This is a genomic window from Rhodococcus sp. GQ147 (assembly GCF_059759155.1).
Map to the genome: position 1 here is coordinate 1 of NZ_JCAXDU010000077.1, position 244 is coordinate 244.

Consider the following 244-nt stretch of genomic DNA (forward strand, 5'->3'; position numbering starts at 1 on the left):
TTTCGGAATCGACCGTGCGGCGGTATATCGCAACACGATTCGCCGATCGTGTCGCGGCGTCGAAGGCAACCTTTCCTCGCGGTCCGGTCTCGCCGGGCGACGAGGGTCAGGTCGACTACGGCAAGTTGGGGATGTGGCGCGATCCGGCCACGGATCGGCGGGTGGCGGTGTGGGCGTTCGCGATGATCCTGGCGTGTTCACGGATGCTGTTCGTCCAACCGGTGCTGCGGATGGATCAAACCTC

The 244-nt window shown here is 64.3% G+C and carries 1 pseudogene; it reads left to right on the top strand.

The features are described 5' to 3' along the window. A pseudogene (locus AC6CID_RS25095) lies at positions 1-244 on the top strand (IS21 family transposase); the annotation flags it as partial.